At 48.2% G+C, this 13,513-nt stretch carries 15 protein-coding genes; 5 read left to right on the top strand and 10 right to left on the bottom strand.

The features are described from left to right. Positions 1–9: 9 nt before the first annotated feature. Positions 10–834, bottom strand: a complete 825-nt coding sequence (gene nadE / locus LVQ77_RS04725) for an NAD(+) synthase (RefSeq protein WP_232903820.1) — start codon at positions 832–834, stop codon at positions 10–12. Between the two features lie 274 nt (positions 835–1,108). On the opposite strand from nadE, the gene osmE reads away from it, so the two are divergent. Next, positions 1,109–1,447 carry an osmotically-inducible lipoprotein OsmE gene (osmE, locus tag LVQ77_RS04720; protein WP_064518222.1) on the top strand — a complete coding sequence of 113 codons (339 nt, stop codon included), beginning with the start codon at positions 1,109–1,111 and terminating at the stop codon, positions 1,445–1,447. Positions 1,448–1,499: 52 nt separating this feature from the next. Here the strand turns inward: osmE and katE are convergent, their stop codons facing one another. After that, the gene (katE, locus tag LVQ77_RS04715) at positions 1,500–3,761 is read right to left on the bottom strand and encodes a catalase HPII (RefSeq protein ID WP_232903819.1); all 2,262 of its coding nucleotides are present in this window, start codon (positions 3,759–3,761) and stop codon (positions 1,500–1,502) included. A 95-nt stretch (positions 3,762–3,856) separates the two neighbouring features. Between katE and cedA the strand changes: the two genes are divergently transcribed. Further along, positions 3,857–4,159, top strand: coding sequence for a cell division activator CedA (cedA, locus tag LVQ77_RS04710; protein ID WP_370644956.1), 303 nt, complete (start codon positions 3,857–3,859; stop codon positions 4,157–4,159). 80 nt (positions 4,160–4,239) lie between these two features. Here cedA and LVQ77_RS04705 read toward each other — a convergent pair whose 3' ends face one another. The 5 genes from LVQ77_RS04705 to hxpB form a co-directional block, all read right to left on the bottom strand. After that, positions 4,240–4,926: a tetratricopeptide repeat protein gene (locus LVQ77_RS04705; RefSeq protein WP_151995442.1), complete on the bottom strand. Its 687-nt coding sequence runs from the start codon at positions 4,924–4,926 to the stop codon at positions 4,240–4,242. A gap of 132 nt (positions 4,927–5,058) precedes the next feature. After that, positions 5,059–6,450 carry an L-cystine transporter gene (locus LVQ77_RS04700; protein ID WP_151995441.1) on the bottom strand — a complete coding sequence of 464 codons (1,392 nt, stop codon included), beginning with the start codon at positions 6,448–6,450 and terminating at the stop codon, positions 5,059–5,061. A 133-nt stretch (positions 6,451–6,583) separates the two neighbouring features. Then, a complete protein-coding gene (locus tag LVQ77_RS04695; protein WP_232903818.1) occupies positions 6,584–7,174 on the bottom strand; it encodes a metal-dependent hydrolase in 591 nt (196 codons plus the stop codon). 113 nt (positions 7,175–7,287) lie between these two features. After that, a complete protein-coding gene (gene kduD / locus LVQ77_RS04690) occupies positions 7,288–8,049 on the bottom strand; it encodes a 2-dehydro-3-deoxy-D-gluconate 5-dehydrogenase KduD (RefSeq protein ID WP_154153176.1) in 762 nt (253 codons plus the stop codon). Between the two features lie 157 nt (positions 8,050–8,206). Continuing rightward, positions 8,207–8,875: a hexitol phosphatase HxpB gene (gene hxpB, locus LVQ77_RS04685; RefSeq protein ID WP_232903817.1), complete on the bottom strand. Its 669-nt coding sequence runs from the start codon at positions 8,873–8,875 to the stop codon at positions 8,207–8,209. 167 nt (positions 8,876–9,042) lie between these two features. Here hxpB and LVQ77_RS04680 point away from each other — a divergent pair, with 167 nt between their 5' ends. After that, positions 9,043–9,579, top strand: coding sequence for a YniB family protein (locus LVQ77_RS04680; protein WP_064518235.1), 537 nt, complete (start codon positions 9,043–9,045; stop codon positions 9,577–9,579). 35 nt (positions 9,580–9,614) lie between these two features. On the opposite strand, the gene LVQ77_RS04675 is transcribed toward LVQ77_RS04680, so the two are convergent. The 3 genes from LVQ77_RS04675 to pfkB all read right to left on the bottom strand — a co-directional run bounded on the left by LVQ77_RS04675 (position 9,615) and on the right by pfkB (position 11,897). Beyond that, entirely contained in the window at positions 9,615–10,475 is an 861-nt protein-coding gene (locus tag LVQ77_RS04675) for a fructosamine kinase family protein (RefSeq protein WP_232903816.1), read from the bottom strand. Positions 10,476–10,578: 103 nt separating this feature from the next. Next, positions 10,579–10,869 carry a type V toxin-antitoxin system endoribonuclease antitoxin GhoS gene (ghoS, locus tag LVQ77_RS04670; RefSeq protein WP_232903815.1) on the bottom strand — a complete coding sequence of 97 codons (291 nt, stop codon included), beginning with the start codon at positions 10,867–10,869 and terminating at the stop codon, positions 10,579–10,581. 98 nt (positions 10,870–10,967) lie between these two features. Further along, positions 10,968–11,897, bottom strand: coding sequence for a 6-phosphofructokinase II (pfkB, locus tag LVQ77_RS04665; RefSeq protein WP_232903814.1), 930 nt, complete (start codon positions 11,895–11,897; stop codon positions 10,968–10,970). 289 nt (positions 11,898–12,186) lie between these two features. On the opposite strand from pfkB, the gene LVQ77_RS04660 reads away from it, so the two are divergent. Both LVQ77_RS04660 and LVQ77_RS04655 read left to right on the top strand, forming a co-directional pair. Beyond that, complete coding sequence (locus LVQ77_RS04660; RefSeq protein ID WP_151995436.1) at positions 12,187–12,945, top strand: DUF481 domain-containing protein; 759 nt, start codon at positions 12,187–12,189, stop codon at positions 12,943–12,945. A 267-nt stretch (positions 12,946–13,212) separates the two neighbouring features. Next, positions 13,213–13,464 (top strand): YdgH/BhsA/McbA family protein, encoded by a 252-nt coding sequence (locus LVQ77_RS04655; RefSeq protein WP_232865465.1) that lies wholly within the window; start codon positions 13,213–13,215, stop codon positions 13,462–13,464. Positions 13,465–13,513: the final 49 nt, after the last annotated feature.

Below are 13,513 nucleotides of genomic sequence, written 5' to 3'. Positions count from 1 at the left end.
TGATGCTATTTATTTCCAGAAATCATCAAACACGGTAATTGGCGTGCGGCGTTTGTGTTCGGTTTTCAGATACCAGCCTTCGATAATTTTGCTGGTGGCATCGTCCAGAGTTTTGCCTTCCAGGTAGTCATCAATTTGCTCGTAGGTTACGCCAAGGGCAGCTTCATCAGGCAGAGAAGGGCGGTCATCTTCAAGATCAGCGGTTGGCGCTTTCTGGTATAAATGTTCCGGGCAGCCCAGTGTTTTAAGCAGTGCTTTTCCCTGGCGCTTGTTAAGGCGGAAGATTGGGTTGATATCGGTGCCGCCATCGCCGTATTTGGTGAAGAATCCGGTTACCGCTTCAGCACCGTGGTCAGTACCTACAATAACGCCTTTGGTCATGCCAGCGATGCTGTATTGTGCTTTCATACGTTCACGAGCTTTTTCGTTACCACGAATAAAATCGCTCAACTCAATACCTGCTTCGCGCAGTGCTTGTTCGCTCGCCAGCACAGCACCTTTGATATTCACGGTTAGCACGCGGTCTGGCTCAATAAAGGCGATGGCATCCTGACAGTCTTGTTCATCGGCCTGCACGCCAAATGGCAAGCGTACTGCGATAAACTGGTAACTTTCGTCACCGGTTTCATCACGCAGTTCATTGATGGCGAGCTGACAGAGTTTACCGGTAAGGGTTGAATCCTGGCCGCCGCTAATACCCAACACCAGCGATTTAATAAATGAATATCTTTTCAGGTACGACTTCAGGAAATCAACGCTGACACGAATTTCGTGTGCTGGGTCGATTTGTGGTTTCACCCCTAGTGCCTGAATAATCTCTTGTTGCAGAGCCATTTAACCCTCCGGTGCAATTTACCTGCGTATGCAGGTAGCAAAAGTCAGATTTGTTAAAACTACCCGTTTGTGGGTAAAACGACAAGACTCATGGGAGAGTGGTTGTGCCGTTTGGTGTGATTTAGAGCTATTTGGTACGTTTTGGAGCTAACCTGGTGTTTTGTTTAATAATCCTAAAATTTGTTCATTTGGTCTGCTTAGTTGAAAAATGCGCTTTTATATTCCAGGCTTATCTAACACGCATGAGCAATACCCTGAAAAACGAGGATAAAATATGAACAAGACTTTTGCAGGAATTTTAAGTGCAGCAGCGGTTATGACAATGCTTGCCGGTTGTACAGCCTACGATCGTACTAAAGATCAGGTAGCAACACCGGTTGTAAAAGATGTGAAAAAAGGCATGAGCCGTGAGCAAGTTCAACAGGTTGCAGGCAAACCGTCTTCAGAAGTGACCATGATTCACGCACGTGGTACTTGCCAGACCTACATTCTCGGTCAGCGTGATGGCAAAACAGAAACTTATTTCGTAGCGCTTGATGAAACCGGGCATGTGATGAACTCGGGTTATCAGACTTGTGCTGAGTACGATACTGACCCGCAGGTCAAAAAATAATTACACGTTAGAAATGGAAAAGCCGTCACTGATGTGACGGCTTTTTTGTGGGTTAAGCCGGGATATGGCTGATTTTATTGCTGCGCGACCAAATACGGTGCGCGGCTAACAGTTTAAGGAAATCATCGGTAAATGCAGTCGTGACAGTGTCACCTTCAACCACGCCTTCCTCGCCCTGGTTATTATCGATTCCTAGCTGAGTTTTAAACTGGCGGGCATCCCCTGCAAGACCAATGACCTTTAAGTGTTTATAAGCTTCCAGTAAATAATAAGCTGCGTCACCGTTGTTGAGAATTGAAGTGAGATCGCCCCCGGGAACAATCACCGCATCTACCGTGACCGAAGGCGAACCGGTAAACGTGGCGGCAATCGGGAGCAGGGATCCGTCATCAGCGCTTGTTTCACCCATGCGGGAAAACAGTAGTTTGGTATGCACGCCCTGAGCTTTCAGCGCCTTCATCGCAACCAGAACATCCGCAGCATTGGCTTTTTCACTCAGCAAAATAGCCACCACGCGGCCTTTCACTGAACCACTTGGCACGGCATACAAACTCAGGCTTGGATCTTTCTTCAGGCCGTTCACATCTTTTGGCGGCGCAACATGCATCTGCTCATCAGACAGTTCAATTCCGAGATTTTCTGCGACCGGATGAGCAAGGGAAATATCAATATGTGTCAAATGATCCAGTACACGTTCGCGGATATACGGCCTCGCGACTTTAGATAATTCGAAACTAAAGGCACTGATGATGTGCTGCTGTTCCACAGGAGTCTGGCTTTGCCAGAACAACCGCGGTTGCGAATAATATTCACCAAACGACGGGCTGCGCTCGCGGACTTTATGGCCCTCAATACGCTCCTGATAGCCTTCGAAACCGCCGCGTTTTGGCCCCGGAGGTGTTTCACGCGGCCAGTTGTCGTTGATGGAATTGGGTTCGTAGTTGGCAGGATTGCTGTCGATATCCATGCGATGCATGCCGTCACGCTGGAAGTTGTGATATGGGCAGGTCGGACGGTTTATCGGAATTTCATGGAAGTTTGGCCCCCCGAGACGACTGATTTGTGTATCGGTGTAAGAGAACAAGCGGCCTTGTAGCAGCGGGTCGTTACTAAAATCTAAGCCTGGAACGATATGGCCCGGATGGAATGCCACTTGTTCATTTTCGGCAAAGAAATTATCCGGGTTGCGGTTGAGCGTCATTTTGCCCACCAGATGAACCGGCACCAGTTCTTCCGGGATCAGTTTGGTTGGGTCGAGCAGGTCAAAGTCATATTTAAATTCATCTTCTTCCGGAATTAATTGTAGGCCCAGTTCATATTCCGGGAAGTCACCCGCTTCAATCGATTCCCAAAGGTCGCGGCGGTGGAAATCAGGATCACGTCCGGTCAGTTTTTGCGACTCATCCCAAAGCAGAGAAGCTTTGCCCGCGGTCGGTTTCCAGTGGAAGCGTACGAAAGTCGCTTTCCCTTCTGCGTTAATCATGCGGAAAGTATGAATCCCGAAACCTTCCATGGTGCGGTAGCTGCGCGGCAGACCGCGGTCAGACATCGCCCAAATAACGTTGTGTAGCGTTTCAGGTTGCAGCGAGACATAGTCCCAGAAGGTGTCGTGCGCGCTGCCACCTTGCGGGATAGCCCAGTGTGGCTCAGGTTTCACTGCATGGACGAAATCAGGAAATTTATGCGCATCCTGAATGAAAAATACCGGAGTATTGTTACCGACTAAATCGAAAATGCCTTCTTCGGTGTAGAACTTAGTGGCAAATCCGCGGATATCACGCACTGTATCGGCCGAGCCTGCGCCACCTTGTACCGTTGAAAAACGTACAAATACCGGAGTGATTTTGTCGGGGTCGGAAAGAAAATCTGCTTTGGTCACTTCCGCCATATTTTTGTATGGCTGGAAATAACCGTGTGCCGCTGATCCGCGCGCGTGAACGATTCGCTCAGGAATACGCTCATGGTCAAAGTGGGTGATTTTCTCCCGCAAGATAAAATCTTCCAGAAGCGTAGGCCCACGCGTACCAGCACGCAGCGAGTTCTGGTCATCGGCAATGCGCACGCCCTGATTGGTGGTCAGAGGGAAGTTTTCACCGTTCTTGCGATGCTTATCGAGCAATTTTAATTTTTCGTTGGAGGTGTCCGGGCTTTTATAACTCCCTGCCGCAGTGGGTTGCGCTCCCGGAGGGCTCGGTTCAGTTGAAGGGCGATGAGAGCCATCATCGGGTGCCAGTGAATCCATACCAGGCTTCGATTCATTGGCGTCATGTATAGGTGCACTGTGATTCAGAGGGTGCTTATCGTTCGTCGACATTGAACTCATCTCCTGTTTTAGTTCTGCTCTCATTGGGCTTCGTATGGCCCAAAACAGCTTTAACTATAGGACAAGGTCATCTCGACGCGAGACTTATGGGACAGTTCTCCGCTATCATAGCGAAGTTGTTCATCAATTTAGTTTTGATTCCATTGCCTATGAAACCTTTACGCCAACCGAATACTCGTCCCGTTCTTACGTACCAAGCGCGTGTTGAACCCTCACCACCGTCTCATGCTTTTCGAGTGGATGGGTTTAAGGATGTGTGGCTGCTACGCAACCGCTACGTGGCTTTTGTGCTGGTAGGAAATGCGTTCCGCCAGTCACCGCCCTTTACCTTACCGGAATCGGCACAACGCTGGGCAATACAGGTCAGACATGAAAATGAGATTTACTGAGAGAAGAACGAGCTCAGAGCTGTTTTAAGAGACTTGAATTTAAAGGCCTGTCGAGTGCAGGCCCTGCAACGCAGATTGACTTACCCGCCGTTACTGAGCCGCTCAAACTCTTCGCAACCGGTATCAAAGCCTTCCATGCAGCTCAGATTTAACCACTGCAATGCACGCTGTTTATTGACAGCGATAAAACCCTTTTCACCGTTTAAAAATAACATTCCAGCCCAATACTCGGCATATCCGGTGCGGGAGAGCGTAGAGCTGCGTTTAAACCAGAAAGTGGCTTTTTCATCATCTTGCGCTGTCCCTACACCATTGGCGTAGAGTAACCCCAGAAACATTTGCGCATCGACTGCTGAGTCACTTTCTATATCCTGCGAGGCGCTTTCCAGCAGTTCAATGGCCCTGGTGTAATCGGGTTTACCCGCTTGGGTATTAACGAAAATGCGTGCCAGAGTCACTTTTCCAGACTGGCTGCCTCGTTGTACGGCCTGTTGTGCTAACGATTTAGCCTGTTGGTAATCAGCGGTGGCAGGGTCATGAATTTTGAGTTGAGCCAATAATGCCATGGCATCGGCATCACCCTGAGCGGCTGATTTGGCAGCCCAGCTTTCTGCCTGCTGATATTCGCCTGCGCTAACCAGAGTATCGGCAAGATAGAATTGCGCACGGCTGTCACCTTCCTGCGCATGTTTCAGGTAAGGGCTATCGACATTTTCTGCCCAGGCGCCAGAGACAAAGAAGAAAAGTAGAATGCAGAGTCGTTTCATTGAGGGAAGAGGTCCGTAGAAGGCGAAAGTGTTTTGGCACCCTGAGAGGGGCTCTAAGTTATAAATAAAAAAACGGTTCCCTGTTACAGGAACCGTTTATTGTCGCAGATTATAAGGTGGTTTTGCTACTGATTAGCGATGCGCCAATTCCGCTTCTTCATCACTATTGAGTAATTCTTTATCCGTCTGCTTCATCAACTGGCTGGTGATAGTACCGGCAGTCATTGAACCGCTAACGTTCAGAGCAGTACGACCCATATCAATCAGTGGCTCAACAGAAATCAACAATGCTACCAGTGTGACCGGCAAGCCCATGGCTGGCAGAACAATCAGGGCTGCGAAGGTTGCACCGCCACCAACGCCCGCAACACCTGCGGAGCTTACGGTGACGATACCAACCAGAGTTGCAATCCAGACCGGGTCCAGCGGGTTAATACCGACAGTTGGAGCGACCATCACCGCCAGCATGGCAGGATAGAGACCAGCACAACCGTTCTGGCCGATAGTGGCACCAAAGGACGCCGCAAAGCTTGCGATGGACTCAGGAACTCCCAGACGGCGAGTTTGCGCTTCAACGTTCAATGGAATGCTGGCGGCGCTAGAACGACTGGTGAAGGCAAATGTTAGTACCGGCCAAACCTTGCGGAAGTATTTGAGCGGGCTTACGCCGTTTACGGCCAGCAATACTGCGTGCACACCGAACATAATTGCCAGACCGAGATAAGACGCAACCACGAAACTACCGAGCTTGATGATGTCTTGCAGGTTTGAACCGGCAACAACTTTAGTCATCAGTGCAAGTACACCGTATGGCGTCAATTGCATGACCAGGCGTACCAGCTTCATTACCCAGCTTTGCAGCGTATCAATCGCAACCAGAACACGCTCACCTTTCGGTGCATCGTCTTTCAGCAATTTCAGAGCAGCGACACCCAGGAATGCGGCGAAAATCACCACGCTGATGATGGAGGTTGGGTTCGCCCCAGTCAGGTCAGCAAACGGGTTTTTCGGCACGAATGACAGAATCAGTTGCGGCACGTTCAGGTCAGCCACTTTGCCCACGTACGTGGTTTCAATGGTGCTCAGACGGGCGGTTTCAGCTGTACCTTGTACCAAACCTTCAGCGGTCAGGCCGAACAGGTTGGTCACCAACACGCCGACAAGTGCCGAGATCAAAGTGGTAAACAGCAAGGTTCCGATAGTCAGGAAGCTGATTTTCCCCAGTGAAGAGGCATTATGCAAACGAGCTACCGCGCTCAGAATTGAGGCGAACACTAATGGCATGACGATCATTTGCAACAGTTGTACATAACCGTTACCAACGATGTTAAACCACTGGATAGATTGTTTAAGTACCGGGCTGTCTTCGCCATAAATGGTATGCAGCGCAAGGCCAAATACTACGCCCATTGCTAAACCAAGCAGTACTTTCTTTGCCAGACTCCACTGTTTGTGGCGAGTTTGCGCCAGCAACAGCAGCAGAATAACGAACACGATAACGTTCGCTATAAGTGGAAAATTCATCCCCGTATCTCCTGAGTGTTTTTTAAATAGATGGACTGATTGCCATCTTTATTCTGTAAATCGTACCAGAAGCTTAGAACGACACTTATATTCAAAAGGAATTGATTATTACATTTTGAATGGTTTCGTCTAATTATTGTGCTGAATGCTGATTTAAAAGGCTGTTGAAGGTCATTTGCATTGAAATTATCACCTGTGATGACCAACGTACCGCACTGTTATCGGGCAAACTTTGCGGCATCCACACAGCCAGACCAAACAGCGCCATACACAAAACGCGTTCAAGTTGGTTGCCTTTTTGCGGTCTGACAATCGGAAAGCGAAAGCGCAAACGGCATGGCCACAGCAGTGGAACACCAGCAGGCGTAAGCATATCTGCCAGAATATGGCTCAAATAACCCAACACCATGCCTTGTAGCGCATCGGCGGGAATAACCCAGGTTTCAGGGACTTTAAGATAGAACAGTGCAAGGCTTGCAAACACCGCAAACAAACTGTGTGTAAAGCCCCTATGACCGCAGGCTCGGGCAATAGGTTTGGAAATCCACGGCAGACGCTGGCCCAGAAACGACTTTGGATGGTCGATATCTGGTAATAAGCAGGTCAGAATGGCTGACGGCACAATATGCCACCAGTCTCCTTGAGCAAGCACGGGCGTGAGTTCGGCGTTTTTTGCGAAAACTGCGCAGGCAATGGAAAAAAGAAGATGGCCTTCCGCCGTCATGATACTACCTGGATGAAAACTGTCGATTCATACAGTATAGGGATTTTATACAGTAGACGGAAGAGGTGACGGCGTAACATTTTGCTACCGCCGGTTACCCGGCGATAGCGGATTTACCGGGCTAGCCAGCCCCCGTCGACTGCAATGGTATATCCGTTGACGTAATCGGACGCGCTTGATGCGAGAAAAACTATTGGGCCTTGTAGGTCCGCGGGAACGCCCCATCGACCTGCCGGAATACGGTCTAGTATTTCCTGGCTGCGCACTTCGTCATCACGCAGTTGTTGAGTATTGTTAGTAGCCATATATCCGGGTGCAATAGCATTCACATTAATATTGTGCTGTGCCCATTCGTTTGCCAGCAGTCGCGTGACACCGAGCACCGCGCTTTTTGATGCCGTATAAGAGGGAACCCGTATACCGCCCTGGAATGACAACATTGAGGCGATATTAATGATTTTCCCGCCGCCACCTTGCCTGATGAATTGCTTTGCTACCGCCTGAGAGAGAAAGAACACTGATTTAATGTTCAGGTTCATCACGTCATCCCAGTTTTTCTCGCTAAACTCAAGGGCATCTTCGCGGCGAATGGTGCCCGCGTTATTGACCAGAATGTCTATTTTCCCCATTCCCGCCACGGCTTGTTCGATGATGCCCGGAATGACCTCGTGCTGGCTTAAATCTGCCTGGATGGCGAGAAAACGTCGCCCCAGCGCTTCCACTTTTTGCGCGGTTTCGTGTGGAATTTTGCGGTTCACACTAACGATGTCACAACCAGCCTCAGCAAGGCCGATCGCCATTCCCTGACCCAATCCAGTGTCACAACCTGTGACGATAGCGACTTTACCCTGCAGATTAAAAGCATCGAGAATCATAGTTACCCCGGTATCCGGAAAAGCGCATATGCGCGTGTAAATAAAGAATAGATACGGGATGGGGGAAATTCAAATTAATATGAAATAGCGTTTCAATAATTTTGACGGAGGTATGATTTTGAGAAAGATGCGGGGTAGCCCCGCACCTTATAAAAGATTAGCCAAGCAGGTGTTCGGCGCGTAATTCAACCAGTGACGGCAGTTTTACGTTGGCCAGACACCAGCGCACGTCATCATGGTTTTCTTCGGCGGGAACCACGATTGAACGCATACGCGCAGCTTTGGTGGCAATCATCCCATTTACGGAATCTTCAAGCGTCACACAAGATAGCGGGTCGACGCCAAGTTTAGCGGCGGCATCGAGGTAAACCTGAGGGTGCGGTTTGCTGTAAGACAGGTGTTCAGCTGAGGCGATGGCATCAAACTGGTCACGTAGATCAAACATTTCCAGAACGCGTTCAAGCATATGCAGAGGTGATGCAGAAGCTAAACCTACTTTCAGCCCCTGTGCTTTGCACAATGCAACGGCTTCACGCACACCAGGCAAGAGAGGGCGTTTCTCTTCAACTAAGGAAATGGCACGGGTAATGACGCGGTTAGTCACTTCTTCACGCGTTGGACCATTCCACGGTTGGTGGGAGAACCACAGGTCGACGACCAGATCGATACGCAAGCCGAGCGTATCGGGCAGTTCGCAACGGCGGGAGATATCCACGCCAATGCTTGCCATAACCTCTAGCTCTGCTTCATCCCATAACGGTTCTGAATCAATCAACAAACCGTCCATATCAAAAATTGCAGCTACAATTTGGCGAGTAACAGCCATTTAACGACTCCTGTCATTTATGTATTAAAGATAAGATCTCTAATCAATAGCTGGAATTACCTGAGGATGCCACTGCTTTATGAAATTCGCCCGTAAAGCTCAGGCGAAATCACACCGGACAAGGTAGACTTTGTGCGTACAAGTTACGTCTTAACCAAGGGGAACGAATGACGTATCAACAAGCTGGACGCATTGCCGTACTCAAACGTGTGGCTGGCTGGGTAATTTTTATCCCAGCGGTAATTTCTACACTGATTTCGATTTTGAAGTTTATGGATGCGCATAGCGAAAAACAGGCGGGCATTAATGCCGTGATGCTGGATTTTGCTCATGTCATGATTGAGATGATGCGTTTCAATACGCCATTTTTAAATTTCTTCTGGTACAACTCGCCACAACCGGAGTTCCATCAGCAGGCAAACATTCTGTTCTGGGTCATCTACGCGCTGATATTTGTTGGCCTCGCATTACAGGCATCTGGCGCACGTATGAGCCGCCAGGCGAAGTTTCTGCGTGAAGGTGTGCAAGATCAATTGATTCTGGAACAAGCAAAAGGCCCGGAAGGGTTAACGAAAGCGCAGATTGATGCAAAAATTGTCGTGCCGCGACACACGATTTTCCTGCAAATTTTCCCGCTCTATGTTTTACCCATCATCATTATCGTCATCGGCTACTTCTTCTTTTCATTACTGGGTTTCATCTAGAAAACGCCACTCCTGTTTGAGGAGTGGCGAAGTCATTACGCCGCCAGAACTCTATCCAATGCTTTTTCTGCGACCACTAAATGCTGGCCGCCAAAAAGAATCGCCCGGTTAAGTAGGGTATAGAGTTGATAGATCGGTTGTCGTAGAAGGAAATCGGAGGGAAGAGGGGATATCGACTGGTAACCGTCGTAGATTTGCGGTGGTTGATCAGGATGCAATGGCAACATTGCCAGGTCGCATTCGCGGTCTCCCCAGTAACACGCCGGGTCGTAAATAAATGGACCATCAGGCCCCATTGCGCAATTTCCTGACCACAAATCACCATGTAGCAATGATGGCTGCGGCTGGTGGGAGGCAAGCGTTTGGTGTACAAAATCGACGATGAGATCGATATCACCAAAATGGATCCCTTTTTCAGCGGCGAGTTCTAACTGCCAGCCAATGCGTTGTTCCGCAAAAAATGTAGACCAACGTCGTTGCCAGGCATTGGGTTGAGGGGTAGTGGAAAGATCATTATCAAAATCGAGGCCAAATTGCGGTTGCTCGCTCCATAGATGCAATCGTGCCAGTTGTTGCCCCAGCAAAAAGGCGTTATGCGCATCCAGCGGTTTTGATGGCATGTATTCGAGCAGCAGGAAGCTGTAATCGCGATCGCTGCCAACGGCCCAGACTTTTGGTACGCGTACCGTATTGCTGCGCGAAAGTAACTCAAGCTGGTCGGCTTCAGCAGTGAAGATGGGCAACATTTCACGCGCATCGCTTTTGACAAAGATCTCATGACCGGCATAGTGAATTCGCCAGGCGGCATGAATTTCGCCGCCGGGTAATTCCGTGCGTTGTTCAATTTCAGCAGTGCCGAGTTGTTCACTTAACAGACGACTAATAGCTTGCCACATGATGCTTCTCCCCAGGTTTTCTGGTAGATCATTAGCTTATCGCTGTTAACCGGGTCAAACTTCGAACTGACGCACATCCCCGGTCATGATATTTAAAACTTGGTTATTTACTCTCTTGTAGCCAGTTTTCCCATGTTGTTACTGACACTTCGGGTTCGATACCCAGTGCTAACTGACCAAGGCCACGGGATAACTCTTCAACTTCTGCCTGGCTTGACGTGCTTATTAACCCAAATGTGTTGATACCTAACTCGTGAATTTTACCTTCGTCATCTGACATAGTGAGCAAAAAACCGCCGCGTGTCAGTTGGTTATTGAGCTCGTTAAGATCCGTGAGATTATTTTCCTGGAACTTAAATGTGACAACATAGCGCACGATGTCTCCGCTACTCATTATTCACCTCATTGTTATCCCGAAGGTTTCAGCATAGTTGATCTATATGAAATGGCGACTTCTGACGAAACGACAAGCCGCCATTCAGGATGTAGTCGCTAACTACGCAAGTAATCGTAGATTTTTTGCGTATTTTCCAGTGAACACAAACGAGTGCCATGATTTAGGGTGGCTGCACTGCCTGCGGCGACGCCGAAACGAACCATATCTAATAAAGGTGCGCCTTCTGCCAGTTTCAACGTCATTGCGCCGACCATGCTATCGCCTGCGCCAACCGTACTTTGGTTTTTGACTGGCGGTGGTACAACTTGCACGCAACCGCTGGCATCAACACCAAGAGCACCTTGTGGACCCAGAGAAACCACCACGCGTTTCGCTTTGCCACTGTCGACAATCTCTTGGGCGGCTTGGCGCACATCGTCAGGTTGAGTGAGATCACGGTTTACTAATGCACTGAGCTCTTTTTGGTTTGGTTTAACCAACTCAATATTGCCGATTTCAAGGGTTGCTTTTAAGGCTTCGCCAGAGCTATCCACGATGCAGCGGATACCTGCTTTTTGAGCTGCTTTTACTAATGCACAAAGTTTAGAAACGTTAATGCCTGGTGGGAGACTGCCACTGATAACCAAAATAGCTTCGGGTTCAATGGACAAAACTTTTTCTTCGAGCAGACGGAATTCATCATCGGTGAGTGCGGCTCCAGGCATTACAAAACGATACTGTTCGCCGGTTGATTCCGCATGAACATGTAAGTTTTGCCGAGTCCAGTCGCGTGCATTAATAGTATCAATAGCGACATGTTCATCTAGCAGGAGGGCACAAAGGTGTTCCCCGGTCGCGCCACCGGAAGGAAATATGGCTGTTGCCTGGCCTCCTAAGTGCACAATCGCACGTGCAACGTTAATGCCGCCACCGCCAGGTTCAAACACTGGAGCGGTACAGCGGAGTTTTCCCTCCGGGTAAATTTGTGCGGTTAATGTTGCGCTATCGAGTGAGGGAGCAAGTGTCAATGTATAAATCCGAGCCATATATCCTCCTTAATTGAGCGTTGGGTTAAAGCGTAGCACTGTTTCAGCCCAAAGAATGTCAATTAACACAATGATTTATCATATGATTTGTAAAAAGCAATAGAACACTATGTTTATGAAAATAAAGATGTTTTAAGAGCTCTCTTATTCAAAAAATGAAAGAAGAATTCATTGCTATGTTATTCGGGCTTTTTTATAATTTGTAACCTTTCTTGGCTCATAATTATTTGATCCACAGAAGAGATTCCGGAACCTTGATGGTTTCTTTTTATGTTGTACGGACGATTAAATGAATTTAGTTAAGACAGTACCGGCTGCAATTTTGCTGACCGGAAGTGCGCTATTGAGTCACTTTGCAATTGCAGATAATTCGGTTTTCACTGTCATGGATGACCCATCTACCGCTAAGAAACCGTTCGAAGGTAACCTGAATGCGGGTTATCTTGCGCAATCAGGCAACACCACAAGTTCTTCGTTGACTGCGAACACCAACATGACCTGGTACGACACCTCTACCGCGTGGTCACTGTGGGGTAATGCAAACAACACGTCTTCTAACGATGAGCGCTCTTCTGAGACTTATGCTGCTGGTGGTCGTAGCCGTTACAACATGACTGATAGCGATTATCTCTTTGGTCAGGCCAGTTGGTTAACAGACCGCTACAACGGATATCAGTCGCGTGATGTGCTGACCGCAGGTTATGGTCGTCAGTTCCTCAGTGGCCCGGTACACAGTTTGCGTGTGGAATTTGGTCCAGGCGTGCGTTATGACGAGTACACTGATGGCGGGCATAAGACTCAGCCGTTGGGTTACGCGTCAGGTATCTATAACTGGCAACTGACCGATAACGCCAAATTTATCCAGGGTGTTTCTGTGCTGGGTAGTCAGGATACGACGGTAAACTCTGAAACTGCGCTTGAAGTTGCAATCAATGAGCACTTTGGTTTGCGGGTTGGCTACAACGTCACCTGGAACTCAAATCCACCTGATTCAGCTCCAGAGCATACAGATAGACGCACCGCAGTTACTCTTGGTTATAAGATGTAATTGGCAAAGCCGGGTAATTCCCGGCTTTAATGTTTTATTTTATCGTAATGTGCTATTATTATTTTGGTCCATGGTTTTATTTTAAATAAAAAGATCTTTTTTTAATTTTCTTCACAATCTCTCCTTAATCATCTGTCTCGTCATATTTTCTTTATATTTGGCACAAATTGATAAATAAATCACCTTGTGAAAAGTGTGATCTGGATCTACTCTTATTTCATAGCGAGATAATAACTTGCTGTCCCACTAAATAAGAGAATCAAGAATATGAAAAATATTAAATATATCGCTACTGCAGCCTTACTTTCTGTGATTTCATGCGGTGCGTTTGCCGCTCAACCTGTAACGGCCACTACTTTAACAAGCACTACAGCCGCCTCGCAGACTGCACCTTCCAACACGTGGCATGCGACTGATATCGAAGCTGGTTCAAATATCCAACCGGGTGCTCAATCAACTGGCCGTTCAATGGATGATGCTTTTGATGTCCATACACTTGTTGCTGGCGAGTGGTATTAGTAATTGAGCAATACTGATTAGTTTTCATTTATACGAACTTGCTAATTGA

It is taken from the genome of Buttiauxella cochleicola (assembly GCF_021282435.1).
GTDB classification, from domain to species: Bacteria; Pseudomonadota; Gammaproteobacteria; order Enterobacterales; family Enterobacteriaceae; genus Buttiauxella; species Buttiauxella massiliensis.
The sequence above is the reverse complement of the archived record's forward strand: the minus strand, read 5'-3'. Positions and strand labels throughout refer to the sequence as shown.